The organism is Candidatus Accumulibacter necessarius, from assembly GCF_036625085.1.
Genome location: NZ_JAZKUM010000004.1, coordinates 536,904 through 563,660 on the forward strand (window position 1 = coordinate 536,904; position 26,757 = coordinate 563,660).

Here is a 26,757-nt window from a genome sequence, read left to right on the forward strand (position 1 = left end):
AGATCCAAGATGACGGCAAGAATCCTCGATGGCAACGCGCTGGCGCAAAAGCTGCGCGCCGACTTCAAGACCCGTGCCGAAGGGCTGCTGGCCAGCCGCGGCACCCGCCCCGGCCTGGCCGTGATTCTGGTCGGCCAAGACCCGGCTTCGCAGGTCTATGTGCGCAACAAGGTGAACGCCTGTGCGCAGGCCGGTTTCTACTCCGAGAAGATCAGCTACACCGCGGATGTGGAGCCGCAACTCGTCTTCGACCGGATCGCCGAACTCAATGCCGACCCCAAGATACATGGCGTCCTGGTTCAGTTGCCGCTGCCGAAACACTTCGACAGCGATGCGGTCCTCAAGGCGATTGCCCCGGAAAAGGATGTCGATGGTTTCCATGCCGAGAACGTGGGTGCCCTGATGCAGGGCCACCCGCGCTTCATCCCCTGTACGCCTTACGGCGTCATGAAGTTCCTGGCGGACGCCGGCATCGACCTCAGAGGCAAGGAAGCGGTGATCCTCGGGCGCTCGAACATCGTTGGCAAGCCGATGGCGATGCTGCTGATGCAGGCCAGCGCGACAGTCACCATCTGCCATTCGCAGACCCGCGACCTGGCCTTCCACACGAGCCGTGCCGACATCCTCGTCGCCGCGCTCGGCAAGGCGCGCTTCGTCACCGCCGAGATGGTCAAGCCGGGCGCCGTGGTCATTGACGTCGGCATCAACCGCCTGCCCGATGGCAAGCTCTGCGGCGACGTCGATTTTGCAGCGGTCAGCGAAGTCGCCTCGGCGATCACGCCGGTACCCGGCGGCGTCGGGCCGATGACCATCACCATGCTGCTCGCCAACACCCTCGAAGCGGCTGAAAGAGAGGCCCGCTGATGCCGCAGCAGCAGCCGCTGGTCGGTGTGGTAATGGGTTCCGATTCCGACTGGCCGACGATGCAGGCGGCGGCGGTCATGCTCAAGGAATTCGGCGTGCCCTTCGAGGCGCGTGTCGTGTCGGCGCATCGCACCCCCGACCTGCTTTTCGAATACGCGGCAGCAGCGGCCCAGCGGGGCCTGAAAGCGATCATCGCCGGAGCCGGCGGCGCGGCGCATCTGCCGGGAATGCTCGCCGCCAAGACCATTGTTCCGGTCCTGGGCGTACCCGTCCAGTCGAAGGCGCTGTCCGGCCAGGATTCGCTGCTGTCGATCGTGCAGATGCCGAAGGGAATTCCGGTGGCCACTTTCGCCATCGGCGAGGCCGGGGCGGCCAACGCGGCTCTGTTTGCCGTCGCCCTGCTGGCCACCGGCGATGCCGCACTCGCCCGGCGTCTCGACGACTTTCGCCGGGCACAGTCGGAGAAGGTGATGGCCATGAAGCTGCCGGAGGTGTGACCGGGTTTCCGTCAACGGCCGTCCGGACCACAGCCATGCACCATGATTCTTCCTCCTGCAACCCTCGGCATGCTCGGTGGCGGTCAACTCGGCCGCTTCTTCGTCGCGGCAGCGCACGAGATGGGCTACCACGTCTGGGTCCTCGACCCTGACCCGCACAGTCCTGCCGCACTGATCGCCGACCGCCACCTGCTCGCCGCTTACGACGATTACGCGGCGCTTGACGATCTGGCGCAGGGTTGCGCGGCGATTACCACCGAGTTTGAAAATGTGCCCGCCGGCACCCTCGACTATCTGAACAAGTTCGTTCTCGTGCGGCCGTCAGCGGCAGCGGTCAGCGTCTGCCAGAACCGCATCGCCGAAAAGAACTTCCTGCGCGACAATGGCCTGCCACATGCCGGCTTCGCCGCAGTCCACCATGAGCACGACCTGCGCGAGGCCGCAGACAGGCTTTTTCCCGGTATCCTGAAGGTCGCCCGTTTCGGCTACGACGGCAAAGGTCAAGCCGTGGTGGTCAATCGCGACGCGGCGATCGCCGCCTTCCAGCATTTCAAGGGCGAGACCTGTGTCCTCGAGCAGAAGCTCGCGCTCGACTGCGAAGTCTCGGTGGTCCTGGCACGCGACGAAACGGGCAGCATCGAGAGCTTTCCGACCGCCGAGAACAGCCATCGCAAGGGGATCCTCGACGTCTCCCTGGTGCCGGCGCGTGTGGCGGCCGAACTGCGTGACCAAGCCGCCGGGCTCGCCGGCAGGATCGCCGATCGTCTCGGCTATATCGGCACCCTGGCGGTCGAGTTCTTCGTCGTGCACGGCGAACTGGTGATCAACGAAATGGCGCCGCGGCCGCACAACAGTGGCCACTACACCATCGACGCCTGCATCACCAGCCAATACGAGCAGCAGGTACGGGCCCTGTGCGGCCTGCCGCTGGGCGAAGCGCGGGCGCACTCAGCGGCGGCCATGGTCAACCTGCTCGGTGACCTGTGGTACGAGACAACCCTCGCCGGCGACCACTACCGCGAGCCGGACTGGTCGAAGCTGCACGCCTTTGCCAACCTCAAGCTGCACCTCTATGGCAAGCATCACGCCCGGCCCGGCCGCAAGATGGGACATTTCACCGTGCTCGATGCCAACCCGGAACGTGCCCGGCAGGTCGCGATGACAGCGCGCGCCGCGATCGGAATCGTCGATGCGTCCTGAGCTGGACGCGATCGATCGCGCGGTTGCACTGCTGCAGTCCGGCGAACTGGTCGCCTTTCCGACCGAGACGGTCTACGGCCTCGGTGCCGACGCCGCGAATCCCGCCGCCGTCGCCCGGATCTTCACCGCCAAGGGACGACCTGCCGATCATCCGCTGATCGTCCATCTTCCCGCCGACAGCTATCTCGAGCGCTGGGCGCGGGACATTCCTGCCGTCGCCTGGGAACTTGCCGAGGCCTTCTGGCCGGGCCCGCTGACCCTGATCCTCAAACGGGCCGCGGCCGTGCCGGGTGCCGTCACCGGTGGCCAGGACAGTGTCGGCCTGCGCGTGCCGGCGCATCCGCTGGCGCTCGACCTGCTGCGCGCCTATGCTCGCGCCGGCGGCGGCCTGGCCGGCATGTGCGGCGTTGCCGCGCCATCGGCCAACCGCTTCGGCCGGATCAGTCCGACCGAAGCCGCACACGTGCGCGACGAACTCGGTGACGCGGTGAAGCTGATCCTCGACGGCGGCCGCTGCCCGGTCGGCATCGAGTCGACGATTCTCGATCTGACGCGAGGCAGTGTAATGCCGCCGCGTCTGTTGCGCCCCGGCCGGATCACGCGCGAGCAGATCGCGACCGTCATCGGCGTACTGCCGGAGATCGCGGACCGGCAACCGGGCGATCGAACGCCGCGGGTTTCGGGTTCGCTGGCCGCGCACTATGCGCCAAGCACGCCACTCCGCCTGGTGCCACCCGGGCGCCTTGCCGAGGTCATCGCCCGGCTAGGTCAGGCTGGCCACCGCTGCGCCGTACTTTGCCACAGCCAGCTGCCGGATCAAGACGCATCGCCTGAGCTGCGCCGCCTGCCGGGCGATCCACGTGGCTACGCCAGCGGACTGTATGCCGCCCTGCGCGAACTGGACCAGGCGGCGACCGATCTGATCGTCGTCGAGGAGATTCCGGCCACGCCGGCCTGGGCAGCGGTCGCCGACCGCCTGCGCCGGGCGGCCTGCGGTGCAGGTCGGGGGACGGACCTGCCGGGCTAGCGCCCGAAGCGATAGTTCCAGAGCAGGTCCAGCCCGGTGTCGGTCCCGGCGCGACCGATGAGCGAGAGATTCCGGCTGAGGTTGACAGTCAGCTTGACGACGCGGCCGACGTTGATGAGCGACTGGTCGTAGCTGATCAACACCGTCGACGACAAGCGCTTGCCAACGCTGACGATCTGATCGCTCGTCGTGTCGCTGGCGCCAAAACCGGTGGTACTGGCGATACGACTCGTCTGCCGTTCGCCCGAGCCATCGAGCGTACCGCTGCTGACCCCGAACTCGTCAATCCCGAGACCGCGCTGTATGGCCTTGAGCGGCCCGCCATCCTGCCCGCCAAGGATCGCCTGCGCCGCAGCCAGAAGCACTGCCGACTCCTGCCCACCCGTTTGGTCTGGCGCATGCCCGAGCACCAGCCAGGAGAGCTTCTCGGCATCCGGCACCTCCGGGTCGGAAACCAGGCGGACGACCGGCCGCCTGGCTGTCCCGGTCACCTCGACACCGGCCTCGACCGGCAAATTGGCGCGCACGGCCCGGATGTTGAGGCCGGGGTTGTCGATCAGCCCCTGGAAGTTCAGTATGCCCCGTTCGATTTCGAGCTTCTGGCCGTAGGCATTGAAGCGGCCGTCTCTGGTGCGGATTGAACCGGTGGCGCGGGGCACACCGGTTCCGTCGGAGCGAATGTTCACTGCACCGACCAGCCGGCTCTCGACGCCGGCGCCCCGAAAATGGAAGTGGCGGCCAAGGTCAGCGTCCACATTCACCGACAGCAGCCTGGCCGGCAGTGAAGACTTCGCCTGCCCGGCGCTCGCCCGCTTGATCACGACGTCGTCCGAAAGTCGCGGCGTACCGGTCTGGGCCAGCTCCCAGTAGCCGGCGTCGAGCTTGAAGTTACCCAGCATCTCAACTGCGCCCCCAGCCAGCTTGATCCGCGCATCGCCGGAAAGCAGTGTCCACTGATCCGGCCTCTGCGTCACACCCAACCGATCCGCCTTGACGGTCAACACGCCATCGACCTTGCCGGTGCGCAGCTCGCCACTCGCCTCGACGCGCCCCGGTTTGCCGGTCAGGCCGGCATCGATGCCGGGATCGAGCAACAGTACGCGCGGCATCGGCTGCAAGTCGCTCTCGAAAGACAGCTGCTTGAGAATCAGACTAACGTCACCATCGGCTTCTCCGCTCAGTTGCAAAAGCAGCTTGCCACGCTCGAGACGCATCCCCAGGTCGAGCGCACGCACCGCCAACCCGTCACCACGCCATTCGCCCGTAAGTCGCGGTAGCGCCGGCGTACCGGCGAGCAGCATCTCGCCCGCCAGTCGACCGCCCACCTGCCAGCCCGGGCCGAGCAGCGGACCCGCCCAGGCCAGATCCGGGGCGTTCAGCCTGATCCTACCGCGCCAGGGCGCCAGCCGATCGATCCAGGCGCTGGCCGAACTCGCCGCGCTCAGCTCGCCGTCTACTTCACCCAGCCGCTTGCCTTGCAGTCTGAGCTGGCCTTCGAGACGCCCGGCCCTGGCCAGTAGGCTCAGGCTCCCCTCTTCGAGGCCGAGAGGCAGGCCGCCGATCGACAGGTCGCCGCTCTCTCGCCATAGCCGTACTCGCCCGCCCGGCAGGGCGACTCGCGCCGCCTTGGCTGGCGTCGCGGAACGGTCGGCACTGCCGATATCCCACTCGCCATTGAGCCGCAGCGTGTCACCATTGTCCTTCGCTGTCGCCGAAACCGCGCTGGACCACTCCGGGAACTCGGCGAGAAGAGCCACGACCGGCAGGGAACGCATGCTGCCGGCAGTCTGCCAACGGCCCTGCGCGTAGCGCGATTGCTCCAGCCGGGCCGACCAGCCGGCGCCGACGAGATCGGCCGGGCCGGCACTGACGCCCGCGGCAGCCACCTGCAGCGGCATCGCCGAAGCCAGACTGACGAAAGGCCGCTGCGCATCGACGACCGAGGACAGTGTCAGCTCGCTCAAGGTGCCAGCCCAGCTCAGGCCGGCCGTTTGCGCGGTGAGACCACCCTCGAGCAGCAGGCGAAGACCACGCTTGCCGGGCAAAGCCAACTGCCCGCGTAGACTGTGCCTGCTGCGAACACCCTGGGCATCGAGCTGCAGGTCCTGAGCAACGGTTTCGCCGCCAGGCAGGTCCAGTCCGGCCAGTCGCAGCTTGCCGACCAGCGCACCCTGACTGCCATTGCCCAGCTCGGCTTCGAGATCCAGCCGACGCAGCTGTCCGATGCCGGCGACGGTTAGACGCGTCGAATGCACATCCGCCGACAGCTGTAGCGTCTTGAGGCCACCGCCGACAACCACCACGCCGGCAAGATCGCCGGCGACGCCAAGCAGGTCAAGCTTAGGCGCCGCAATCGACACGGTCAGCCGGTCGCCCGGTGCCCCGAAAGCGCCTTTCGCCGACAGCTGGTTGCCGGCCGCGGCCAGCTCGATGTCGGCCTTGCGCAGCCGCTCCCCGGCGAGATCAATCTCGCCACGGCCGGCAAGCGCTGCCGCACCTAGGCGGCTGTTGCGCAGCTGGAAGCGCAGTCCGAGGGCGAGCTGCGGCTGGCGGCTGCCTTGCGCGTCAAACTCGGCATTGAGAAGCGCCGCCGGCAGCTTGGCAAAGCGGCTGGGATCGAAATCCTTCAGGCTACCTGCGACGGTGAACTGGCCGGTATCCACCAGCGCAACTTTGCCACTGGCAGTCAGTTGCGCGTCACCGCTGCTCAGCTGCAGGGTCTCGACAGTGACCTCGGCTGGATCAATCGCCAGTTTGCCCTCGATCGCGAAACGCGGGTCGCGCAGCTTGCCTTCGAGCTGCTGGCTATTGAGGCCGATGCGGGCGCGCAGCGGACCCGCGAGTTGCGTACGGCGCAACCCGGTGTACAACGCACTCGCGTCAAGCGCAGTCACCGCCAGGCGCAGAGCCAGTTCGGCGTCGCGCAGGCTGCCACTCCCCTGCAGGCGTCCGCCGCCGGACAAACGAACATCAAGATCCGCCAGGTCCAGCTCAAGGTCGCTCAGATTCAGTCCGGCGGTGACTGACTCGATCGGCACGAGCTGACGATCGACGGCTCCGGGACGACGGTTGACCAGCTGCAGCCGCCCCCCCAAGGCGCCGGCCGACTCGCCCAGCGGCCGCAATTCGGCACGCAGGTCAAATTCTGCCTGCGGCGCGCCGGCAATCCAGGCTCTGGGGTCCACCCCCGTCAGCTCCGCCGCCGCTTCGACGACCGGCTGCGCTGCGAAAGGGGCAATCCTCGCCACGACTTCACCGGCGAAGCGGTCGCCGGCCGCGGCCTCGAGCGGCCGCGCACTGCCGACCAGCGCGAACTCTTCGAGCCGGCCATCGGCAGCCAGATCGAACGCCAGCCGCCGCCCACCGGCTTGACCCTCGATGCCTGCTTTCGCCACCAGTGCGAACGGCCTTTCCGCGCCCAGCGAGGCTTCACCGCTGACCGCCAGACCCGCCACCCGCACCCGTAGCTCGAGCACGCGATGCAGCGCGCCATCGCTGACCAGTTGCGCCGCGAACGACTCGGCGACCGTTGCCGCCTCGCCGTTCGGGTAGGCATGATCACCGACTTCAAGCCGGCCGAGCTGGAACTGCTCGATTTCGACCGCCAGCGGGAGTCCCAGGCTATCGGGCAACAGCACGGGCTCGCTACTCGTAACGTTGGACACGCGCAGACTCGCCGCAGCGATGCTGCTGACGACCACTCGCCCGCGCAACAGCTCGCGCGGGCGCCAGTCCAGCTGCAACGCTTCGACCTGGACATCGAGCGTCTCACTGCGCCAATGCACGGCCGGCAGGAAGAACGAGCCGCCGAGCGTGCCGCCTGGCTCTTCGAGCGTCAGTTGACCGGCTGCGAGCCGCTCGATCACCCGGCAGCTAAGCCGCAGGCCGGCCTCGCTGCCAAACAGCCAGCCGGCGCCGGCGAACAACAGCAGCAGGGCGGTGAGTGGCGCCAGCCATCGCCAGTGTCGGAGCGACGAGCGCACCGGCGGCGGCGGCGGCGTGGGCGTCGGCGCCGGCGCCGGCATGGCGGCAGTCGTGTCCGGGGTCATCGCTGGCAATTCGTCGTTATTCAAAAGGGTATCGCCAGGGAAAAGTCCAGCCGCAGCTTGCCCTCACGCTGGCCGTAGGCGAGGTCAATGCCGAGCGGTCCAGCCGGGCTCCGCCAGCGCGCGCCAACGCCGTAGCCGACCGCGAGATCCATCGCCTGCCAGTCGTCGACCGCATTACCGGCATCGACAAAAACCGCCGCACCCCAGGTTGGCTTGATCCAGTGCGTGTATTCGCCGCTCATCGTCACCAGGTAGCGCCCGCCGACGATTGCCGAGCCCTCCTGCACGCCGAGGCTTTGATAGGCGTAACCGCGTACGGTGTTGCTGCCGCCGGTACGAAAGAGAAAGTCCTGCGGGATGCCCGCCGACGAGGGGGCAAAAGTTGCCCCGAGTTCGCCGCGCAAGAGCAGTGCGTTGTTGGCACCGAGCGGAATCCCCTGGCTGTAGCGCAGGTAGGTACGCACGAAGTTCTGATCGGAAAGCAGTTGCTTGCTGCCGCCGCCAACCTGGAACTGCAGCGAGGTCCCCTCTGCCGGATCCAGCGGATCGACCGCGTGCCGCCAGGTCCAGCCAGCCTGTGCAGTCAGGGCGCGATTGGTGGTGGACGGCGCCCCCTGCGGCGATTGCCGCTCGTTTTGCCAGTTAAGGCTGAGGCGCTGCTCGACGCTGCCAAGCTGCTGCAGACGTGTCGCGCCGATCGCGTAGCGCTGGATGCCCAGATCCTCGATATCGGAGTTCTCGACAGCGATGCCCACACCGTTGCGGCCCTGTTCCTCGTCTGGCGGCAAGAAGACATCGGCAGAAGCCGTCTGCTGCAACTGCGCCAGACGCACGCCGGTCTGCAGATCCCAGGCGCGGCCGAGAAAATCGAGGTTGCGGTAGGTGGCTCCGGCGCGCGCACCGGTGTTGGTGCTGAAGCCGACGCTGAACGACACCTGATAGGGCTGCCGCTCTCGGAGCTGTACGCGTACCGGCGCCGTCACCCAGCCGTCCGCGGCGGCGGCAGCTGCTGCGTCATCGTCGCCGCGCTCCAGGGAGACACTGACCGAGGCAAAATAGGGTGCGCTCTGCAGTGCGGCCTGCAGGGCCAGCAGACGATCTTCCCGGTAGCCTTCGCCAGGCCTGACGCTGCGATTGAAGCGCGCCACCAGTTCTGGCGAGTAGCGCTGCAGACCACTGATCTTCAGGTCGCCGAAGCGGTAACGCGGGCCGGCATCAGCGATCACGCGCAAATCGACCCGGTGTGCTTCTGGATCGACCTCGGCGCTGGTTTCCTGCAGGCGAGCGGCAGCGTGATCAACGGCCAGCAGGTCGGCCAGCAGGGATTGCTTGGCATCATCCCAGGCGGCTTGCCGGAACGGCTGACCGACGTTCAGTTTCCAGGAGCGCACCAGCGCCTCGCGACGCGCCGGATCGAGATCACCCGCGATGTCGATATGCACGTTGCCAATCAGTGAGCGCGGACCAGGGTCGACCGTCAGCAACAGCTGCTCACCTTGCTGGCGCAGCGCGACGCTGGGCGAGAAGTAGCCCTCGGTCGCCAGCAGGTCCGCCACCTCGCGCTGCATCCGGCGTTCGAAAGCCGCCTGGGCCGGCGCATCCGAAACCTCACCGATCTCCAGAAAGCTGCCCAGCAGTTCGCGCACCTCATCCGGCGCCTGCAACTGTGGCACCACCGCGGCGGCAGGCAAGGCGAGCAGCAGCGCTGCGAGGGGAAGGAGCTTGTGCATTGGGTAGCGCGGGTCTGTCAAGCGGCGAATCCGGGCCTGGGTTTTTCTCTCCACGCCTCAACGGACTTGCGACACCGTTCAGGCACCGGCACAAGGCTCGGCGGGCGGCATAGGATAAACCCTTTTTGGCCGCTGGCGGCAAGATCAGCCGTACCAAGCTGCGCAGGCGGGTGGCTGAGCAGTCGTTTCCGAGATGCCGGGGATTGCCGGCAATGGCGCCGGATGGTGAGTGACGGTGCCGGTTCTCCGTCAATTTGGCCGCCCTTCGCTACGCGCGCCTCGCGGCCGGAGGTGCGGCAACGTCAAAGGCGACCGAGCAGGACCTCGGCGACAAATCGACTGCCCATATATGCCAGCAACAGCACCATGAATCCAGCCAGGGTCCAGCGCAGGGCAATGCGGCCCCGCCACCCGTAAACGCGGCGTCCAACCAGCAGGGCGGCGAAGATTGCCCACGAGGCAAAAGCGAACAAGGTCTTGTGATCGAACACCACGGCCTTGCCGAAGATCACCTCGGAAAACATGACGCCACTGACCAGCGCGACGGTCAGCAGGCAGAAAGCAGTGAAGATCATGCGAAACAGCAGCGCTTCCATGGTCAGGATCGGCGGCAGGCTACCGAGGCTCCTGGTGACTGCCCGTTGATGCAGCTTGCGTTCAGCAAAGCCCATGAACACCGCGTGCAGCGCCGACAGGGTAAACAGGCTGTAGGCCAGCATCGCAGTCAGGAAATGGAGCTGGAAACCCCAGGCGCCGGCGTGGGCGACGACGCGAAGGTGCGGAAACACGGCCGGAGCTGCCGCACCCAGCGCGGCTAGCGGCAACACCATCGGCTGCAGTCCGTCCATGCGCGAGCGGAAACTCTCCAGCCAGTAGATCATGACGGCCAGCCAGAGCATCAGTGACAGCGCGAAACTGAACGAGAACCGCATGCCGCCAGCGCTGAACAGCCCCTCGTAGAGTCCAAAACCCTGCACCACGAGGGCGCCAAAGATGGCCGCCCGCTCCCAGGGCTGCATCGGCAGGGTCACCAGCGGTTGGTCGGTTTCACGCCACCGGGTATGCCAGAAATGGATTCCCAGCGCGGCATAGAGCAGCGATGAAACGATGTGCGGTAGAAGGTGCAGTAGAATGTCGGACATTGTTTTCAGTTTACACCAAGCCGGAATCCAGATGCTCGACAACCTGACCCAACGCCTTGCCCGCGTCATGAAAAACCTGCGTGGCGAAGCGCGCCTGACCGAAGGCAACATCACCGATGCCTTGCGCGAGGTTCGCCTCGCCCTGCTCGAGGCCGACGTGGCCTTGCCCGCGGTCAAGCAACTGATCGCCGCCGTCAAGGAAAAGGCCATTGGCGAGGAGGTGATCGGCTCGTTGAGCCCGGGGCAGGCACTCGTTGGCGTCGTCCATCGTGAACTGACAGCGCTGATGGGCGAGGCGCACACCGGGCTGAATCTGGCGACCCAACCGCCGGCGATTGTCCTGATGGCTGGCCTGCAGGGTTCCGGCAAGACGACCACGGTCGCCAAACTGGCCAAGATGTTGCGTGAAACGCAGAGGAAGAAGGTTCTCGTTGTCTCCTGTGACGTCTATCGCCCGGCGGCCATCGAGCAGTTGAAGACCGTTGCCGCCCAGGCCGGAGCGGATTTCTTTCCCTCGGCGACGACCGAGAAGCCGGTCGACATCGCACGCAATGCGGTCGATTGGGCAAAGCGTCACTACCATGATGTCCTGCTGGTGGACACCGCGGGCCGTCTGTCGATCGACGAGGCGATGATGAAGGAAATCGCCGAACTGCATGCGGCGATCAAACCTATCGAAACGCTGTTCGTCGTCGACGCGATGCAGGGGCAGGATGCGATCAACACGGCCAGGGCTTTCAACGAGACCCTGCCGCTGACCGGAATCATCCTCACCAAGCTCGATGGTGATGCGCGCGGTGGTGCCGCACTGTCCGTTCGTCACGTGACCGGCAAACCGATCAAGTACGCCGGAATAGGCGAGAAGCTGACTGGCCTGGAAGCCTTTCACCCGGAGAGAATGGCCTCGAGAATCCTCGGCATGGGCGACGTGCTGTCGCTGATCGAGGACGCTAGGAAAGGCATCGACGAGGAAAAGGCGATCGAGTTCGCCAAGAAGCTCAAGTCGGGCAAGGGCTTCGATCTTAGCGACTTCAAGGACCAGATCGGCCAGATGCGCAAGATGGGTGGCCTCTCGTCGATGATCGAGAAGCTGCCGGCACAGTTCTCACAGGCGGCAGGCCAGTTGCCGGCCGGCGGCGAAGAGAAGGCAGTGGCACGGATTGAAGGCATCATCAACTCGATGACGCCTGCCGAGCGTAGCCGGCCCGAGTTGCTCAAGGCCGCGCGCAAGCGCCGCATCGCGCTCGGTGCCGGCGTTCAGGTGCAGGAGGTGAATCGCCTGCTGAAACAGTTCGAGCAGACCCAGAAGATGATGAAGCAGTTCTCGCGCGGCGGCATGTCGCAGCTGATGCGTGGTCTCAAGGGGATGATGCCCGGAATGCGCTGAGCGCCGCAGGGCGCCCGCCTCAGCGCATCGCCAGCTTCCTCTTGGTGTAAGACCACTGATTCTGCCACGCCACGCGAACCACATTCGGGTATTGCGGCTGGCCAAGGCTGCCGTTGTAGCGACCGAGCGCGCGGTACAGATCTCCACGCTCGATGTCGAGGTAGTGGCGAAGAATGGTGCAACCGTAGCGTAAGTTGGTGCGCAGGTGGAAAAGGTTGTCGTCACTGCGTCCGACGACTTTCACCCAGAAGGGCATCACCTGCATGAAGCCGCGCGCGCCAGCGCTCGATACGGCGTATTTCTTGAAACCGCTTTCCACCTGGATGAGACCAAGCACCAGTTGTGGGTCGAGACCCGAGCGCGTCGCTTCGTAATGCACCGCGCGCAGGAATTCGAAACGCGCTTCCCGGTCAGGAATCCGCTTCTCGAGGCGCCGTGACATCTCGGTCAGCCAGTCGATGGCATCCATCGAATCCTGAAAGGAACTCCTGGGCGGCGCCCGATCAGAAATCGATCGCGTCAGCACCGCCTGCACGCTGGCTGAGAGGGGTTCGTACTTCTGCGCACCGGCATGCGCCGCGAGCGGGAGCAGAAAGGCGAACAGCGCCGTCAGGTAACGCATAGTCGCTCCTTCAGGAACTGGCCGATCTCTGCCCTGCCGATCATCTGTGACGCTGCTTCGACGCGTCCCTTGTATTCCAGCTTTCCCTCCGCGAGACCGCGTTCGCCAACCACGACACGGTGCGGAATGCCGATCAGTTCCATTTCTGCGAACATTACCCCGGGACGCTCGTTGCGGTCATCGAGCAGAACGTCGATACCGGCTTCCGTCAGTTCCGCGTAGAGGGCATCGGCAGCCGCCCGCACTGCCTCACTCTTGGCGTAAGCCATGGGAACGATGCACACCTGGAAAGGGGCAATGGCCGCCGGGAAGATGATGCCGCGCTCATCATGGCCCTGCTCGATGGCAGCTCCGACGATACGGGTGACGCCAATGCCGTAACAACCCATTTCCATGATCCGGCTCTGACCGCCCTCGTCGAGGAAGCTGCATTTCAGCGCCTCAGCGTATTTGGTACGCAACTGGAAAATGTGGCCCACCTCGATGCCCCGGCAGAGCTCCAGCCGGCCCCGGCCGTCGGGAGACAGGTCACCGACAACGACATTGCGGAAATCGCCGACTCGCGTCGGCTCGGCGACATCGCGCGAGAAGTTGACTCCAGTCAGGTGGAAACCCACTTCGTTGGCGCCGCAGACGAAGTCGCCCATCACCGCCACGCTACGATCGGCGAAGATGGGCAGATCGACGACGCCGACCGGACCAATATAGCCAGGCTGACAGCCCAGCTTGTCGAGGATCTCGTCGTCGCGCGCAAAACGGAACTCGCCAAGGGTTTTTTGCACCTTCAGCTCGTTCAGATTATGGTCACCGCGCAGCAGGATCAGGGCGAACTGCCCAGCACCACCGGCCGGCGAACTCAGAATGACGGCAATCGCCTTGACCGTCCTGCTCACCGGGAGGTCCAGAAGTTCGGCGACATCCTCACATCGGATTCGGCCCGGCGTGGCAACCCTGGACATGACGACGGTACCTGGCGGGCGGCTTCCGCCCCCAGCCAGCGCTTCGGCCAGTTCTACGTTGGCCGCGAAATCGGAGTCCGGACAGTACGCCAGAGCATCCTCGCCGGAATCTGCCAGAACGTGAAACTCGTGCGATCCGGTGCCGCCGATCGATCCCGTGTCGGCAGCGACGGCACGGAACTTCAGCCCGAGACGGGTGAATATCCGCGTATAGGTGTCGAACATGTTGCGGTATTCGCGCTGCAGGTCTTCGAAGCTGCTGTGAAAGGAGTACCCGTCCTTCATCAGGAACTCGCGGCCGCGCATGACCCCGAAACGCGGCCGGATCTCATCGCGGAACTTCACCTGAACCTGGTAAAAATGAACCGGCAACTGGCGATAGCTCTTGACATCCTTGCGTACGACGTCGGTAATCACCTCCTCGTGCGTCGGACCGATGACGAAGTCGCGCTGGTGTCTATCCTTGCAGCGCAGCAGTTCGGGACCATACTTGTCCCAGCGCCCGGATTCCTGCCACAGCTCGGCCGGCTGGACAGCCGGCATCGACAACTCGATTGCCCCGGCCCGATCCATCTCGTCCCGGACAATCTGCTCTACCTTGCGCACCACGCGCAAACCGATCGGCATCCAGGTGTAGATGCCGCCCGCCAGACGTTTGATCATACCGGCCCGCAGCATTAGCTGGTGGCTGATCACCTCGGCGTCGGAGGGTGCCTCTTTCAGTGTCGATAAAAAAAACCGGGAAGTCCGCATGGCAATCAGGTCAGCAGGGCCAAAGCCGGCATTTTACTCGACAGGTGGCCGAACTGGGGCGCCAATTGCGAGGTGCTACGGCATCGGCTCACAGGCCGCGGGCCAAGCCTCAGGGAGGAAAGCAGGCCGCGCGGCCGCAAGTCGCACGGTTCGCTTTGCAACGCCGCTGAATTGTGGAAAAATGCGTTCAATCAATCAATTTGCAGGTTTTTGAAATGCTTGACCGTGAAGGCTATCGCCCGAACGTCGGCATCATTCTTTGTAACGCCAGGAACGAGGTCTTCTGGGGCAAGCGTATCCGAGAGCATTCATGGCAGTTCCCGCAGGGCGGTATCAAGCGGGGCGAAACGCCCGAACAGGCGATGTACCGGGAGTTGCATGAAGAAATCGGATTGCTACCCGAGCATGTTTATGTTCTCGGTCGGACCAAGGACTGGTTGCGTTACGATGTGCCGACGCATTGGGTCAGACGCGAATGGCGCGGTAGTTACCGAGGCCAGAAGCAGATCTGGTTCCTGCTTCGTCTGATTGGGCGCGACTGCGACGTGTCGTTGCGCGCCTGTGATCATCCCGAGTTTGACGCCTGGCGATGGAACAACTACTGGGTGTCTCTTGACGCTGTAATCGAGTTCAAGCGCCGGGTCTATGAGCAGGCCTTGAATGAGCTCGCGCGTTTTCTCAATTCAGATCACCGTCGAGTGCGTCATCCGTCCACGCATGGCCGTGCGCCTGTGGCAGCTGAAATTGTGAGCAAGGAATGAAGCGCGCCCTGCCTGTACCGACAGTTAGGGTGCGAATTCGCCGGTGGTTGGCGGCAGGGACACTCGCACGCTGGCTTGTGGCTGCTGTGGGCACTTTTCCTTTGGCAGTCTGCTCAGCCACTGCCGAGCGTGATCTGGACGAACGGCGCGGACCGGAAGTTGAAGTGCAGTTGCCGCCGTTTCCGCAGACAGAGCACCTGATCCCTTTTGTCGTCAGCGCGACAACCGACAACAAGTTCCTGATAGACAGCGACTCGCTGACCTTTGTCAGCGGCGGGCTGGTGCGCTACACGCTGGTGATCATCAGCCCTTCCGGGGCTCAGAATGTCAGCTACGAGGGCATGAACTGCGCTACCGGCGAGCGCCGGCTTTATGCCTTGGGCCGCCCGGACCAGACCTGGTCCAGGGCACGCAGCGATCAGTGGATACGAGTCCGGGAGAACACGCTCAATCGACACCACGCGGAGCTCTTCACCAATTATTTCTGCCCGCTCGGTATTTCCGTTCGGGATGCCGACGAAGTGCGCCAGGCGCTACGCCTCGGCGGCCACCCTGCGGCGATGCGACGCTAGGGACCGGGCCATGCTTCACGCCAGCCGAGACAACAAAGGCCATCGATGATCAGCGACCGACTCGTCATCGAATTCGACAAGGCGCTACGTACGCTGTTTGCCCCGTCGCCCACCAATCGTCCGGTTCCGGGCAGCCACGAACCGGAAGCGGCGCTGTCAGACCAGGAGCGAGCGCATGCCGGCGCGCTGATGCGGATAAACCACGTCGGCGAGGTCTGCGCGCAGGCACTTTACCAGGGACAGGCACTGACCTGTCACGATCCGAACCTGCAGCACGCACTGCTGAAAGCCGCCAACGAGGAAACTGAACATCTGGCCTGGACCGAGCGCCGCCTTGTTGAGCTGGGCGGGCGCACAAGCCTGCTGAACCCGGTCTGGTACCTTGGCGCGCTGACCATCGGCATCGCTGCTGGCAAACTGGGCGACCCCTGGAGCCTGGGCTTCCTGGCCGAAACCGAGAGACAGGTCGAAGCGCACCTTGATCATCACCTCAGCGAGCTGCCGATTCAGGACATTCGGTCCCGGGCAATCGTGTCCCAGATGCGTCTCGACGAGATTGCGCACGCGGAAACCGCTGTCCATCTCGGCGCACGCGAATTGCCTGCAGCGGTCATCATGGCCATGAAGCTGGCATCGCGAACAATGACCCGTACCGCTTACTACGTTTAGTGCGTTTGGCTGCTCGCGCAAAATGTTCATACGGCCCAGATCCGTCAAGTCAAAGAGGAACTGCGCTTTCAGGAGTCGTGGCAAGCTTTATCCACGACTCCTCTAACCTCATAACTTACTGTAATTACCGATCACAACCGTCTATAAAATAGACGATATCGCTCTAGCTTTCGACGATCTCGAAATCATGCGTGATGGTGGCTGTCTTGCCAAGCATGATCGAGGCCGAGCAATACTTGTCTTTGGACAGCTCGATGGCGCGCGCAACCGCATCCTGCTTGAGTTGCTTGCCGCTAACCCGAAAGTGAAAATGGATGTGTGTAAACACTCTTGGCTCCGCCTCTGCGCGCTCTGCCTGCAAGCTGACTTCACATCCCGTCACCCCGTAACGCCCCTTCTTCAAAATCAGGACAACGTCGAACGCAGCGCACCCGCCAGTCCCGGCAAGCAGCAGTTCCATCGGCCGAGGTGCCAGATTGCGCCCGCCGGCCTCAGGAGCCCCATCCATCACCAGCGCGTGATTGCTGCCCGTTTCGGCGATAAAGGACATCCCGTCTCCGGTCCACTTCACCTTGCATTCCATATGCTGCTCCTATTCTCCAGATGGGCTTACGGACGCGCCGGCCTCGACAGGCAACAAGGCCCGGTCCGATAGGTCAATGCCAACGGGCACCCGCAAGAGGTGCGTGTTCATACCTCGTGCCAAGCACCTCGCCAATGGACACCGTCATTTCTCGCTCAGGGATGATTGTAGCCGGAAGTTCCAGGTCGCGCGCCCCTGACATGAATGCTGCATCGCAACATTCGAAGCGCAATACCACCGTAAACCAGCCATGTGTTGCGTTGCATATTATGTAACTAATATCCTATAATAGCTCCATCATCTTGCTATTATTATTTATTTTGCTTTGCCTTCGGTTGCCACATTGATGCCGCAAAAAAGCATGGCGCAATGCACAAAAAATAGTTGACCTTTGATCTGGGAAGAGACATAATCCGTTTCAATCCAGTCAGATTTGAGTTCGGCAGCAACCGGCCTCTCCCTTTGTCTCCTCCACCCTCCTCCTTTGGTGTGGATTTAGCGCGGCTCCACGAGCCGCGCTTTTTTTTGGTGCGCTCGGCAGGGCGCGCTGACTTGGAGGCGAAGGTCCTCTACTTGCCCGAGAAGGCGGAAAGGGGGCTTCACCCGACGCCACGCCTGTCTTGTCGGAGAACTCGATGCCCCAACGCCTGTTGCCGATCTTCCCCGATGCCGTCACGCCGATCAAGGCGCTGCTGTCGGTCGGGAAGCAGGAAGAACGAGTGGTGCATTTTCACGGGGTCCTGCTGGTGTTGAGTCATGCCGCGCCAAGCTGACTTGTGCGGATTGGGTCAGACCTTGACAGCCCCGCCCCTGAGCATCTCCCGCGTCACGGCCTCGGCAACCCGGATGCCGTCGACACCGGCGGAGAGAATACCACCGGCGTAACCGGCGCCTTCGCCGGCCGGGTACAGGCCCTTCACGTTCACGCTCTGGCAATCCTTGCCGCGGGTGATGCGGAGCGGCGAAGAGGTGCGCGTCTCGACGCCGGTGAGCACCGCATCGGGCATCGCAAAGCCCCGGATCTGGCGATCGAAGGCCGGCAGCGCTTCGCGGATCGCGTCGATGGCGTAGTCCGGCAAGGCGCTGGCGAGATCGGTCAGGCGAACGCCGGGCTGGTACGAAGGGACCACCGTGCCCAGCGCGGTCGATGGCCGGCCGGCAAGAAAATCACCGACCAGTTGCGCCGGCGCCTCGTAGGTCCTGCCGCCCAGCTCGAAGGCGCGCGCTTCGAGATCGCGCTGCAGCTCGATGCCGGCCAGCGGCCCGCCGGGGTAGTCGAGCGGCGTGATACCGACGACGATGCCGGCGTTGGCATTGCGCTCATTGCGCGAGTACTGGCTCATGCCGTTGGTCACCACCCGGTTGAGCTCGGAAGTGGCGGCCACCACGGTGCCACCAGGGCACATGCAGAAGCTGTACACCGAGCGCCCGTTGCGGCAGTGATGGACCAGCTTGTAGTCGGCGGCACCGAGCAAGGGGTTGCCGGCGTGCGGTCCCAGACGTGCCCGGTCGATCAGTGATTGCGGGTGTTCGATGCGAAAACCGATCGAAAAGGGTTTGGCCTCCATGAAGACGCCGGCGCGGTGCAGCATGGCGAAGGTGTCGCGGGCACTGTGGCCGAGCGCCAGGATCACGTGCCCGGCACGCAGTTCCTCGCCGGAAGCGAGCGTGACACCGCGCACCTGCCCCGCTTCGATCTGCAGCCCGGTCACCCGCTGCTGGAAGCGAATCTCGCCGCCGAGTTGCTCGATCTCGTGGCGCATCTGTTCGACCATGCCGACCAGCCGGAAGGTGCCGATGTGCGGTTTGCTGACATACAGGATCTCCGCCGGCGCGCCAGCCTTGACGAATTCCTCGAGCACCTTGCGGCCGTGGTGCTTCGGGTCCTTGATCTGGCTGTAGAGCTTGCCGTCGGAAAAGGTGCCGGCGCCGCCCTCGCCGAACTGGACGTTCGACTCGGGGTCGAGGACCTTCCTGCGCCATAGCCCCCAGGTATCCTGCGTGCGCTCGCGGACCGCCTTGCCGCGCTCGACGACGATCGGCCGGAGGCCGCTCTGCGCCAGGATCAGCGCGGCGAAGATGCCGGCCGGGCCGAAGCCGACGACGACCGGTCGCGTCGCCAGCGATACCGGCGCCTGTCCGACGAAGTGATAGCGCATGTCCGGCGTTGGCTGCACCCGCGGATCGTCGGCGAAACCGGCGAGCACCGCCGTCTCGTCGGGCAACGCGACGTCGACACTGTAGATGAAGGTCGGCGCACTGGCCTTGCGCGCATCGCAACTGCGCCGGAAAACGCTGAGTTCGCGGATGTGCTCCTCGGCGATACCAAGGCGGGCGGCAACCGCCGCCGGCAGCGCTGCCGGCAGATGCTCAAGGGGAAGGCGGATTTCGCTGATGCGCAGCATGCGTGGTTCCCGGGAAAGGTCGGCGCAGAGGCTCAGGCCTGCTGGCCGTAGCCGGCGAACTTTTCGAGGACCGTCGCCATCTCGCTCAACTGCTGCCGCAGCTCAGCCATGTCGCTCCTCCGGGTAGAGCGTCAGCAGCCCTTCGCGACTTGCCGCACAGGCGCCACGTTCGCTGATCAACGCGCTGACGAGGCTCGCCGGCGTGACGTCGAAGGCGGGATTGGCGACGGCCTCGTCGGCCGACAACTGGCGCAACACGCCGGGCTGCCCCGCCGCATCGCAACCATGGACAAGCCGCAACTCGTCAGCGGCGCGCTCCTCGATCGGGATGTCGCCGCCGCTCGCGCAGGCAAAATCGATCGTCGAGCGCGGCGCGGCTACGTAGAACGGTACGCCGGCTGCCTGCGCCGCCAGCGCCTTGAGCCAGGTGCCGATCTTGTTCGCAACGTCGCCGTTGGCGGCAATGCGATCGGCACCGACGATCACCGCGTCGATCGTGCCGCGCGCCAGCAACAGACCGGCGGCGTTGTCGGCGATGACGGTATGCGGCACGCCGTGCTGCCGCAGCTCCCAGGCCGTCAGCAGCCCCTGATTGCGTGGGCGGGTTTCCGAAACCCAGACATGGCTGTCGATTCCCGCGTCGAAAGCGGCATAGACCGGCGCCAGCGCAGTGCCGTGATCAACGGTGGCCAGCCAACCGGCATTGCAATGGGTCATGATCTCGAGCCGGTGGCGGCCAGCCCGCCGACACGAGAGCAAACGCTGCAGGCCGTGGGTGCCGATCCGGCGACACTGGTCGACGTCCTCGTCGGCAATCCGGCCTGCCTCGAGCCACGCGGCGGCAGCACGCGCCGAGGGTGGCAACGGCAGCAGGCAGGCTTGCAGGCGGGCCAGCGCCCAGTGCAGGTTGACCGCCGTCGGACGCGCCGCGGCCAGCGTCTGCAGGGCAGCGGCAAGCGTTGCGTCATCGGCCCCCCGCGCGAGCGCCAGGGCAACGCCGTAAGCGGCGCTGACGCCGATCAGCGGCGCGCCGCGGACCTGCATGCTGCGGATGGCTTGGGCTACGTCATCAAGGCTGTGCAGCCGCAGGACCGGATAGCTGTGCGGCAGTGCTGTCTCAGCGTTCTGATGCGCCGCGCCCTGGCCTGAACCGCCTTTTCCCGCCGCTCCAAGTCAGCCAGTTGACGCTCATAGGCCCGGTGCGCCGCCAGTATTTCAGGGTCGGCGGCGTAACTGTATGAACGTAACCGTTCACTCCCCCTCCCCGCCGATTGGCCACCAGCCCCCGCGGCCGTGCCTGCGGACGAACGACGGGGTTCGTGACCGCTGTGCGCCGGTGCGCATGCCGTCGTGGGCGATCAGACAATCCGCCCGATCGTTTTTTCTCAACAGCTTACCGATGTAAGCTGAGAAACCACATACGCTTTTGTGGGAACTGAGCGTGAGTTGCATTAGACTGAGCGCCGTTGCCCACAGCCAAGCCCGTCGTGCCATGCATCTGACCGACCACGATCTTCGCCAACTCGACCGCGATGCTCTGTCGCGGCTTGAGGACGAGGCGTTGCGGCGGTTGGCGGAGCGCCTGCTGGCTGACCTCAAGGAGGCGCGGGACCGATTGAACCAGGACTCCCGTAACAGTTCGCGTCCGCCCGGAAGCGATTCGGTCTATCGCCAACCGCGTGGGGCCGCGGAGCGTGATCCGCCGACGGACAGTGCGTATGGGGATCCGCCGACGACCATGGCCGACGAACACGGAGAGGCGGTTGAGGCGAGCGACGACGTCGCTCCGGTGGCAAAGGCGCCTTCCGGCACGGCGGCCCCTGCGGCGCGTCGCCCGGGGCGGCAGCCGGGCGCGCCCGGGTTTGGCCGAACCCAGAAGCTGACTGTCAACGCCGTGCTCGATCATTGGCCGGAGCGATGCGCGGCCTGTGACGAGCCCTTCGCAGCCGAACCGGTGGGCCAAGCCTATGGGGGCTACGACGAAATCGAAGTGCTGCCGGCCGATCCGAACGCCCCAGGCCTGCGGCTGTGGGTGACTCAGCACCGGTTCTGGGAAGCCCCGTGCGGGTGCGGCCACTGCAGCCTCCATCAGCCGCCGCGTGCGTTGGTCCTGCCCGAATGGCAAGGCGCACGGGTGGATGCCCAGCAGATGCTCGGGCCGCGCCTGGCCGGGCTGATCGTCATGCTCTGCCTGCGCTATCGGCTCTCGCGCGCCAAGGTCCGGGAACTCCTCTGGGAGTTGCTCGGACTGCAACTGTCCGCCGGACTCATCGACCAGACCATACGGCAAAGCGCCGGCCAGGTCGCGCCGGTCGAAGACCTGCTGCTGGAGGAGATCGAGCGCGCCGGCCTGCTGCACCTGGACGAGACGCCGTGGCGAGAAAGTGGCCAGTTGCTGTGGTTGTGGGTGTTCAACGCCGTGACGACGGTGGTGTACTTCATCGGCGCACGCAGCGCCGAGATCTTCGTCAATGCCCTGCAGGGTGGTTTTGGTGGCTGCCTGATGAGCGATGGTTACGCGGTCTACCGTTCGTACCTCAATCGCATTCGCTGCCTGGCACATCTCCTGCGCAAGGCCCGCGGACTGGCCGAGGCCACTTGCCGGCACACGAGTCAGGTCGGGCAGCAACTCCTCGACCTGATGAGTGGTCTGATACAGGCGATCCAGGCCGCCCGCGATGGCCCTTCCGAGGATTTGGCCGAGCGACAGGCGCCAGCCCTGGCCCAACTCAAGGCCTTGTGCGAACGCCACCAACACAGTCCCTTCGTCAAACTCGGCGAATTCTGCCGCGAGATGCTCAACGATTGGGAAGCAATCATCCGGCCGCTACTCGACCCCAGCCTGCCGCTCACCAACAATGCGGCCGAACGTCTGTTGCGCCACTGGGTCATCGCTCGTCGCCTGAGCTTCGGTACCCGCAGCGAGCAAGGAACTCGAGCGTTTGCGCTGCTCGCCAGCATCATCGACACTTGTCGCGCAAGGAAGGCGTCCGCTTGGGATTACCTCACCGCCGCCCTTCAGGCTGGCCGCCAAGGACTACCGATGCCGCCTTTGCCCGCCGTCTCGGTAGGGGGGTGATTGGTTACGTATGAACTCAGGTTTTCGAGCATCATGTGTAGTCCCATGATGCTATTCAAGCGCCACTAACGACTGCTGTTCGGTTCAGGGTCGGGCAAAGCGGGGATCGCGTCATTTCACGGGTTGCGCCCTTTGTTCGCAAAACGCGAAGCGGCGCGAGGCCAGCAAAATTTAACCCCGTCCTGTTGCCGGAAATCATCGCGGCGGAAGACACGGCCACAGCGCTCCCGCCAGGATGCGCCTTCGTCGCCTCCGCGACGGTCGCGCTACCCGGTGAGCAGCACGTTCCGGCCAAAGCTTAACGTGACATGCCTTGACCTTGTTCTTGGTTCTGCTCTTCTTGTTCCTGGCGGCGCTGGATCAACACGGCTTGAATTTGCTCCTGAAGCGGCGGCAGATCGTTTTTGACAGTGCTCCAAACAATTGCCAGATTCACGAAAAAATATTCGTGAATGAGCAGATTGCGCATCTCGCGCATTTTCACCCACGGAATTTCGGGATGCCGCGCGGTGAAATCGGGGGCCGCTTTGTGAATCTTCGTCGCCGCCTCGCCGATGATTTTCATATTGCGCAAGACGGCATCCTGATAAAGCGGAGCCTCTTCGAAAGCCGCCAGATTTTCGGTGTGTTGCAGGTAGCCCGTGGCGCGGGCGATGGCCTGGGCGATGTGTTCCAAGTAGTCTTCGACACGCTCCGGGTGCGTCATAGAAGCTCGGCTTGTTGCAGCACCCGGTCACGAAATTTCGGCGGCAGCCCGTTCGGGGTCAATACCGAAACCGGCACGCCCAGCAACTCCCTCGCCTCGGCTTGCAAACCGGCAAGGGTGAACAGCGTCGTGGATTCTGTGGGATCGACCAGCAAATCGAGGTCGCTGTCTTCCGTATCGGTGCGCGTCAAAACCGATCCGAAGACGCGCGGGCGCATGAGGTTGTAGCGACTGACGAGTCTCCGCAACGCCGCGCGGTGGGTTGTGAGGGCATCAGAAGGTTTCATAAAAGGATAGGAATTCCAACGGCACCATCGAGAGTATATGAGCCGTCATCAAGGGGCGTCAATCTCGTATTTCGCCCCGGTGGCCCTTGAAAAGTCATCCGAATCCCGCCCCGCTCAGTGCCAGGGGCCATCCGCCGGGCCGGACCGGCCGGGCGGATGGCCCCTGGCACGAGTCGGCCCACGACGGGCGATGGCAGCTCGTCTTGCTTCAGGCTGGACCCTTGCGCATTGGCACCTACCAGGCAATGCGCTGGTCGAATTGGTACTCCGGCGCCGACTGAGCCTGCGCCTCGTCCTCGCCCATGTTGGCGCCCTGCACCTCCCAGAGCGGGGGCGCACGGGCCTTCATCAACCTAAATTCCTCTGTTAGCCGATTGCGGCAGCCAGAGCAGGGGAAGCCAGGGCCGTGTGCCGCGGCATTTTGGGTTTGGCGGCGATGATCTTATCGACGATGTAGCGGAGCAGTGCAGGCCAGCGGGCGGCTTTCGGCAACTGAGGCGCGGTTGCCCGAACATGGTCAAGACCCCTGCGGATACTGGCGATCATCGCCTTGATCTGATCCCCCGCCGCATGGGAAAGGGTGAGCAGCAGGCGGGATTTGCCGGCGTGCTGAGTCAGGCGGGCGACACCAGCGAGCAGCAGGGGGCGGCTGGTGATCGCCTCCAGGCGTGCCTTTGGATGCGCCAGGCGGACATACCAACTCCACCAGTTGTAAATCAGTGCCACCGCTCGCGCCGAGAGGTTGCAGCGCTCCAGGTCTTGCGTGGTGTAGCCGCCCCAGCCCCATTGATTCTTCAGTTCGTCGAAGCCGTTCTCGCAATCGGCCCGATCCCGGTAGAGCTGGCCCATGGCTTCAAGCGAGTACTCCGCGTTGGTCACCAGGACGGCGTACTCCCAGACTTTGGTCGTCTCCGGAGGGTCAAGGAACTGCAGTTCTGGCTGTCGGCTCTTGCGGCTTGTCTGGGCGACCAGACTGGACTTGACTGGCTGCCGCAGCACCACCACACGCCGCGCGCCACTCCAACCCGCCAACCGGAGCTCGCCTTCGACCGCCTCACAGCCTTGGCCGACGCCCTGCCAGTCGCCTTGCCGCCAGAGCCGCTCGATCAGACGCTTGACGCCGGGCGTTTGCTTGAGCTTGAAGAGATAGTGCTGCCCAATCTCCTCCATCTCGGCCATCACGCGTTCATTGCCGAAACCAATGTCGCCGCGCACCAGGACGGGACGTTCCTCGGGGGTGAGCCGCTCGAGCAGCCTGCGCAGACGCGGCAGGCTATGTTTGGCCGCATGGGCTTTGCCGCCTTGTACTTCCACATCGAGCACCAGGCGCAGGTTGCCAATCCAGTAGGTATGCAGGGTATGGCTGGGACGTCCCGGCTTGGTGGGGTTGTACCCGATCTCGGCACCCGCCTGGTGGCCATAGAGCAACTTGACACTGGTGTCGGCGTCGAGAATCCAGGGCGTCCGCAGGGCCTCGCGCGTGCTCTCCGACAGCGCTGTGTCCATCCAGGCCGTACTCCTGGCCAGCTGGGCGGTACGCGCGGCGCGTTCTGCGTCGCTGCAGCGCTTGGCTTGGTTCGGGGCCAGGTGCGCCAGTGCGCGCCGCAGGCTTTCGTCGCTGATGATCTTCTTCATGCCGAGAATCTGTGGCGCGACTTCGTCGCCGCGCAGTCCGGTCACATGCGCATAGCGCCGTTGGCCATCCAGGATCGACAGCAGCCAGGTGCCGAGAACGTCGACCACCTCGGGCGCATTGGGGCTCGTGTAGGTCATCGGACACCCGTCCCGCCACCGGGCAAACAATCCCGAGACTTCAAGCAACTCGGCAAAGAACGGCAACTGCCCCAAAGCCGTGGCGCTTCCGCCTTCGTCCCAGCGAACATGAAACCGCCCGCCGGGGGTAGTAACCCGTATTTCCACCGCCGATTGTTCCACTTCCTGCAAGGCGCCATCGACCGCTTTGACCAGCGACTTTCGCTCAAACTCCATCTCACCCATCGGGTGACCCTCCCTCTTCGCCGAAAACCCTCATCAATCCTCAGTTTGCACTAATGACGGGAGGTTCAACTGAGGAAAATAGGATCAAACGTGGCGGCGAGGTCGGTTCGCCCAGATGGGTCAGGATCTCGCGGAGGGCACCGGCGTCGGTGATGAAGGCGATGATTCGCATCCCGCCGCCGCAGCGTGGACAGACGAGCGGAAGGACCTCATGGATCCGCATGAGCAGCAGCGCCCAGGCGTAACCGGCGGCGCGACGGAGGACCGCTTCCGCTTCCCTCGGTGCTTCCTCTGTCCCCTCAGACGCCCGGCATGGCGTGGCGCCTGGCGCAGCGGGCACGGCTGCCGCCGGCGTACCGTCTGGCACGCCGGCGAGCGCAGTGACCTGCCCCCGCAGCGACGCGTTCGGTGCCAGCACCCCGTAGTAACAATGCCGATGTCGGCGTGGCGGCGGAATCAGCGCCGCCAGACGCTCGATCAGTTCGAGGGGCGTGAGCATGAGGCTGACGCTGCCGCCGGGACCCGGCTTGATGCTCTCGTAGACCAAGTGTTCGGCGTCGATTTCACGCCAGCGCTCCAGCGCGAAGGCCGGGCGAGCGCAATACCGCAGCAGACGTTCCAGACCCGGGCGGTCGGTGCCCTCGATGCGCAGGCTGGCGTCGAGCGAGAAGCCGCCACCATGCGCCCAGTTCGCCATCGCCTCGGCGTCTTCCGGATCAAGCACACCACGTCGGGTCAGCGCGCGCAGCAGATGCCGGCGGACCTTGGCGTGGATTTCGTCGAGCCACTTCTGGTCGGGGGCACGGCTTGCGTGAAACGTCGCCCCTCCTGAAGCATCCGCCGCGAAAACGCCCTCGATGACGAGGCAGTGGAAGTGCACCTACGGATTGAGCAGCGCCCCAAAGCGGTGGATGAAGGCCACCGCGCCGATCCGGGAATCGGGAGCCGCAGCCGGGCAGGCGCGGCGCAAGGCTTGTTCCACGACGCTCAGAAAAATGCGCAGCGCCAGCGTTTCGATCGCCGGATCGTGTTCGAGGTGATAACGCAGCCGCTTCGGAACCGACAACACCCACTGGCGGACCGGCAGTCGCGGGAAAACGTGGTCGGCCAGATGGGCGGCGGTTTCGACCATTCGCCGGGTGTTGCAAGCGGGGCAGACACCACGGCCCTTGCACGAATGCACGAGGGGGCAATGAGAAAATCGTGACCGCACTCGGCGCATCGTGCGCGGGCGAAGCCATGCGCGAGAATCCCGCATTCGAGATAGCGGCGGAACTCGCGTTCGACATGGGCTGGGCCGGAAGCGCCCTGGCGGCTATCGCAGGAGAGTTCGAGCCAGGTGGCGAGGTGCGTCTGCACGGTGCGATAGAGCACGGTACGTTCGGGCCGGCGACGGCGATAGACGGCAGTGCGAGCAGGGGCACAGGCGGCAGACATGGGGGATACGAGTCGGGCAATCGAGAGGCC

The 26,757-nt window shown here is 64.7% G+C and carries 23 protein-coding genes; 10 read left to right on the forward strand and 13 right to left on the reverse strand.

From position 1 onward, the window contains the following. Window positions 1–9: 9 nt before the first annotated feature. Genes folD through V5B44_RS13720 form a run of 4 tightly spaced genes read left to right on the forward strand, consistent with a single transcriptional unit; the run spans window position 10 to window position 3,588 of the window. Window positions 10–864 carry a bifunctional methylenetetrahydrofolate dehydrogenase/methenyltetrahydrofolate cyclohydrolase FolD gene (folD, locus tag V5B44_RS13705; protein WP_332359564.1) on the forward strand — a complete coding sequence of 285 codons (855 nt, stop codon included), beginning with the start codon at window positions 10–12 and terminating at the stop codon, window positions 862–864. Further along, window positions 864–1,361 (forward strand): 5-(carboxyamino)imidazole ribonucleotide mutase, encoded by a 498-nt coding sequence (purE, locus tag V5B44_RS13710; protein ID WP_332359565.1) that lies wholly within the window; start codon window positions 864–866, stop codon window positions 1,359–1,361. Before folD ends, purE begins: the two co-directional genes overlap by 1 nt. Before the next feature lie 42 nt (window positions 1,362–1,403). Next, complete coding sequence (locus tag V5B44_RS13715) at window positions 1,404–2,561, forward strand: 5-(carboxyamino)imidazole ribonucleotide synthase (protein ID WP_332359566.1); 1,158 nt, start codon at window positions 1,404–1,406, stop codon at window positions 2,559–2,561. Further along, window positions 2,551–3,588: an L-threonylcarbamoyladenylate synthase gene (locus V5B44_RS13720; RefSeq protein ID WP_332359567.1), complete on the forward strand. Its 1,038-nt coding sequence runs from the start codon at window positions 2,551–2,553 to the stop codon at window positions 3,586–3,588. The genes V5B44_RS13715 and V5B44_RS13720 overlap by 11 nt, the downstream gene beginning before the upstream one ends. Here the strand turns inward: V5B44_RS13720 and V5B44_RS13725 are convergent. From V5B44_RS13725 to V5B44_RS13735, 3 genes are all read right to left on the reverse strand, one after another. Beyond that, a complete protein-coding gene (locus V5B44_RS13725; RefSeq protein WP_332359568.1) occupies window positions 3,585–7,661 on the reverse strand; it encodes a translocation/assembly module TamB domain-containing protein in 4,077 nt (1,358 codons plus the stop codon). The two genes, V5B44_RS13720 and V5B44_RS13725, sit on opposite strands and share 4 nt — an antisense overlap. Then, the gene (locus V5B44_RS13730) at window positions 7,658–9,367 is read right to left on the reverse strand and encodes an autotransporter assembly complex protein TamA (RefSeq protein WP_332359569.1); all 1,710 of its coding nucleotides are present in this window, start codon (window positions 9,365–9,367) and stop codon (window positions 7,658–7,660) included. Before V5B44_RS13730 ends, V5B44_RS13725 begins: the two co-directional genes overlap by 4 nt. Before the next feature lie 302 nt (window positions 9,368–9,669). Continuing rightward, window positions 9,670–10,509 (reverse strand): cytochrome C assembly family protein, encoded by an 840-nt coding sequence (locus V5B44_RS13735; protein ID WP_332359570.1) that lies wholly within the window; start codon window positions 10,507–10,509, stop codon window positions 9,670–9,672. 31 nt (window positions 10,510–10,540) lie between these two features. Here V5B44_RS13735 and ffh point away from each other — a divergent pair, with 31 nt between their 5' ends. Then, complete coding sequence (ffh, locus tag V5B44_RS13740; RefSeq protein ID WP_332359619.1) at window positions 10,541–11,896, forward strand: signal recognition particle protein; 1,356 nt, start codon at window positions 10,541–10,543, stop codon at window positions 11,894–11,896. Between the two features lie 19 nt (window positions 11,897–11,915). Here ffh and V5B44_RS13745 read toward each other — a convergent pair whose 3' ends face one another. Together V5B44_RS13745 and V5B44_RS13750 are read right to left on the reverse strand one after the other, a co-directional pair. Further along, window positions 11,916–12,518 (reverse strand): lytic transglycosylase domain-containing protein, encoded by a 603-nt coding sequence (locus tag V5B44_RS13745; protein ID WP_332359571.1) that lies wholly within the window; start codon window positions 12,516–12,518, stop codon window positions 11,916–11,918. Next, complete coding sequence (locus tag V5B44_RS13750) at window positions 12,506–14,230, reverse strand: proline--tRNA ligase (RefSeq protein WP_332359572.1); 1,725 nt, start codon at window positions 14,228–14,230, stop codon at window positions 12,506–12,508. The genes V5B44_RS13745 and V5B44_RS13750 overlap by 13 nt, the downstream gene beginning before the upstream one ends. A 215-nt stretch (window positions 14,231–14,445) precedes the next feature. Between V5B44_RS13750 and V5B44_RS13755 the strand changes: the two genes are divergently transcribed. Genes V5B44_RS13755 through coq7 form a run of 3 tightly spaced genes read left to right on the forward strand, consistent with a single transcriptional unit; the run spans window position 14,446 to window position 16,232 of the window. Next, window positions 14,446–14,991, forward strand: coding sequence for an RNA pyrophosphohydrolase (locus V5B44_RS13755; protein ID WP_332359573.1), 546 nt, complete (start codon window positions 14,446–14,448; stop codon window positions 14,989–14,991). Then, the gene (locus V5B44_RS13760) at window positions 14,988–15,563 is read left to right on the forward strand and encodes a CNP1-like family protein (protein ID WP_332359574.1); all 576 of its coding nucleotides are present in this window, start codon (window positions 14,988–14,990) and stop codon (window positions 15,561–15,563) included. Before V5B44_RS13755 ends, V5B44_RS13760 begins: the two co-directional genes overlap by 4 nt. A gap of 48 nt (window positions 15,564–15,611) precedes the next feature. Then, complete coding sequence (gene coq7, locus V5B44_RS13765; protein WP_332359620.1) at window positions 15,612–16,232, forward strand: 2-polyprenyl-3-methyl-6-methoxy-1,4-benzoquinone monooxygenase; 621 nt, start codon at window positions 15,612–15,614, stop codon at window positions 16,230–16,232. Between the two features lie 163 nt (window positions 16,233–16,395). On the opposite strand, the gene V5B44_RS13770 is transcribed toward coq7, so the two are convergent. Further along, window positions 16,396–16,815 carry an OsmC family protein gene (locus V5B44_RS13770; RefSeq protein WP_332359576.1) on the reverse strand — a complete coding sequence of 140 codons (420 nt, stop codon included), beginning with the start codon at window positions 16,813–16,815 and terminating at the stop codon, window positions 16,396–16,398. A gap of 635 nt (window positions 16,816–17,450) precedes the next feature. On the opposite strand from V5B44_RS13770, the gene V5B44_RS13775 reads away from it, so the two are divergent. After that, window positions 17,451–17,588, forward strand: coding sequence for a hypothetical protein (locus tag V5B44_RS13775; RefSeq protein WP_332359577.1), 138 nt, complete (start codon window positions 17,451–17,453; stop codon window positions 17,586–17,588). Window positions 17,589–17,603: 15 nt separating this feature from the next. Here the strand turns inward: V5B44_RS13775 and V5B44_RS13780 are convergent, their stop codons facing one another. Then, window positions 17,604–19,220, reverse strand: a complete 1,617-nt coding sequence (locus V5B44_RS13780; RefSeq protein ID WP_332359578.1) for an NAD(P)/FAD-dependent oxidoreductase — start codon at window positions 19,218–19,220, stop codon at window positions 17,604–17,606. A 102-nt stretch (window positions 19,221–19,322) separates the two neighbouring features. Next, entirely contained in the window at window positions 19,323–20,330 is a 1,008-nt protein-coding gene (gene mtnA, locus V5B44_RS13785) for an S-methyl-5-thioribose-1-phosphate isomerase (protein WP_332359621.1), read from the reverse strand. A 331-nt stretch (window positions 20,331–20,661) separates the two neighbouring features. Here mtnA and tnpC point away from each other — a divergent pair, with 331 nt between their 5' ends. Next, window positions 20,662–22,299 carry an IS66 family transposase gene (gene tnpC / locus V5B44_RS13790; RefSeq protein WP_332359579.1) on the forward strand — a complete coding sequence of 546 codons (1,638 nt, stop codon included), beginning with the start codon at window positions 20,662–20,664 and terminating at the stop codon, window positions 22,297–22,299. A 298-nt stretch (window positions 22,300–22,597) separates the two neighbouring features. Here tnpC and V5B44_RS13795 read toward each other — a convergent pair whose 3' ends face one another. The 5 genes from V5B44_RS13795 to V5B44_RS13815 all read right to left on the reverse strand — a co-directional run bounded on the left by V5B44_RS13795 (window position 22,598) and on the right by V5B44_RS13815 (window position 26,548). Next, window positions 22,598–22,975, reverse strand: coding sequence for a HepT-like ribonuclease domain-containing protein (locus V5B44_RS13795; RefSeq protein WP_332359580.1), 378 nt, complete (start codon window positions 22,973–22,975; stop codon window positions 22,598–22,600). 26 nt (window positions 22,976–23,001) lie between these two features. Beyond that, window positions 23,002–23,292, reverse strand: coding sequence for a nucleotidyltransferase family protein (locus tag V5B44_RS13800; RefSeq protein WP_332359581.1), 291 nt, complete (start codon window positions 23,290–23,292; stop codon window positions 23,002–23,004). A 366-nt stretch (window positions 23,293–23,658) separates the two neighbouring features. Continuing rightward, window positions 23,659–25,290, reverse strand: coding sequence for a transposase (locus tag V5B44_RS13805; RefSeq protein WP_332359582.1), 1,632 nt, complete (start codon window positions 25,288–25,290; stop codon window positions 23,659–23,661). Between the two features lie 40 nt (window positions 25,291–25,330). Then, window positions 25,331–26,170, reverse strand: a complete 840-nt coding sequence (locus tag V5B44_RS13810; protein ID WP_332359583.1) for a transposase — start codon at window positions 26,168–26,170, stop codon at window positions 25,331–25,333. Then, a complete protein-coding gene (locus V5B44_RS13815; RefSeq protein WP_332359584.1) occupies window positions 26,171–26,548 on the reverse strand; it encodes a transposase zinc-binding domain-containing protein in 378 nt (125 codons plus the stop codon). Window positions 26,549–26,757 lie beyond the last annotated feature (209 nt).